This is a genomic window from Abyssisolibacter fermentans (assembly GCF_001559865.1).
In the GTDB taxonomy this organism is placed as follows: Bacteria; Bacillota; Clostridia; order Tissierellales; family MCWD3; genus Abyssisolibacter; species Abyssisolibacter fermentans.
On sequence record NZ_LOHE01000020.1, the window covers coordinates 1 to 1,503 of the forward strand.

At 26.3% G+C, this 1,503-nt stretch carries 2 protein-coding genes; one reads left to right on the top strand and one right to left on the bottom strand.

Annotated features, from left to right (window positions below; all coding sequences use genetic code 11):
- Positions 1-60: 60 nt before the first annotated feature.
- On the bottom strand, positions 61-999 hold the full coding sequence (locus AYC61_RS01175) for a CPBP family intramembrane glutamic endopeptidase (RefSeq protein WP_242866720.1): 939 nt from the start codon (positions 997-999) through the stop codon (positions 61-63).
- A 229-nt stretch (positions 1,000-1,228) separates the two neighbouring features.
- Between AYC61_RS01175 and AYC61_RS20505 the strand changes: the two genes are divergently transcribed.
- Positions 1,229-1,492 (top strand): DUF1904 family protein, encoded by a 264-nt coding sequence (locus AYC61_RS20505; RefSeq protein WP_338026006.1) that lies wholly within the window; start codon positions 1,229-1,231, stop codon positions 1,490-1,492.
- Positions 1,493-1,503: the final 11 nt, after the last annotated feature.

Sequence of the window (1,503 nt, forward strand, 5' to 3'; positions counted from 1 at the left end):
AATAAATAGATAGTATAGAGATATTAGTATATATGCTACTGTATACTTATATAATAATTTTTAAGAATAATAGTTATTAATCCTATTGTTATTATTTTGTTTAGTAGATAAAATATATGTTATTATAACACCTATTAAAAGTACGGCTGTAACGGTAAGTCCTCCTTCAAGTCCAAAATTACCACCTGTTATGAGATCAGAACCTGTACACTTAAAATCAAATAAAATACCACCCACTGGTATGTTACCACTTACTTCAAATCCCATAATGTTTCCTTGAGCCCAATTCCAAGATGTATGTAAACCACAGATGCCCCAAATACTTTTATCCAAAATACTAAAAAATGCTGCGAATAATCCGAAAATAACTATATTAACAATTGAAAGCAAAGTCAAATTACTATTGCCTAAATGAAGTAAAGCAAATATTATTGAAGAAGAAAATATAGCTAATGGTATATTATGCCTTACACCAACAGATGTCATAAACCAACCTCTCATCATTATTTCCTCGGATGCACCTTGTATTATCCAACCTATTAAGACAATAAATATACCTGCCAGCGCTTTTGTACCTGTATAACTTGTAGTAGCTTTGCTTAAAACAACATTATTAGTGATTACCAAGAAAAAGGTACATGTACCAATCATTATAAAGCCTAAAACAAAACCTCTTATATATTTTTTAAAGGGTTTTTGATGTTTATTTAACCCAAGTGTTGAAATATTTCTTTTTTCTATATATTTAGTGATAATAAATATTAATAAGATTATTAGTAAACAGGGTACTACCAAGGCTTTAACTGCATAGTTTACAGCATCGTTTATAAGTGCATTATTTGTTATTGTTAGTATGTTATCTAGTAATGAATTAATTATTATTGTTAAAAAATGAGCTGAAATAATGATGATGATTAAAATAAGTGTAGAAACAATTACGTTTGGATAATACTTTCCTTTATTAGCTTGTTGAAATAATAATGAATTTTTTGAAAACATAGCTTTCACTTTAACACCACCTTTTTATTATATTACAATATTATTATACGATAATGTTTATAAGGTTTTTGTAGAAATTTGCAAGGCTTTCTAATAATTGACTATAGACATATCTGAATGAATTTGATAACTTATAAAGATAAAGTCAATGAATAGAGGTGACCGTATGCCTCAGATTAAAGTAAGAGGTATAGAAATTAATATATTAAAAAAAATTAGTAAATGATTAATAGATGATTTAGAAGATATTATAAAATGTCCAAGAGATTATTTTACTTTAGAACATGTACCTTCAATTTTTATATTTGATAGCTATGAAACTGAAGGATATCCATTTGTTGATGTTTATTGGTTTGATCGAGGACAAGAAATACAAGATAAAGTAGCTAAATCAATAACAGTTATATTACAAAGTGAAGGAATAAAAGATATGGATATTATATTTCATTCTTTAGTACATAACAAATACTATGAAAATGGAGAACATTTTTAAAAATATAAAGA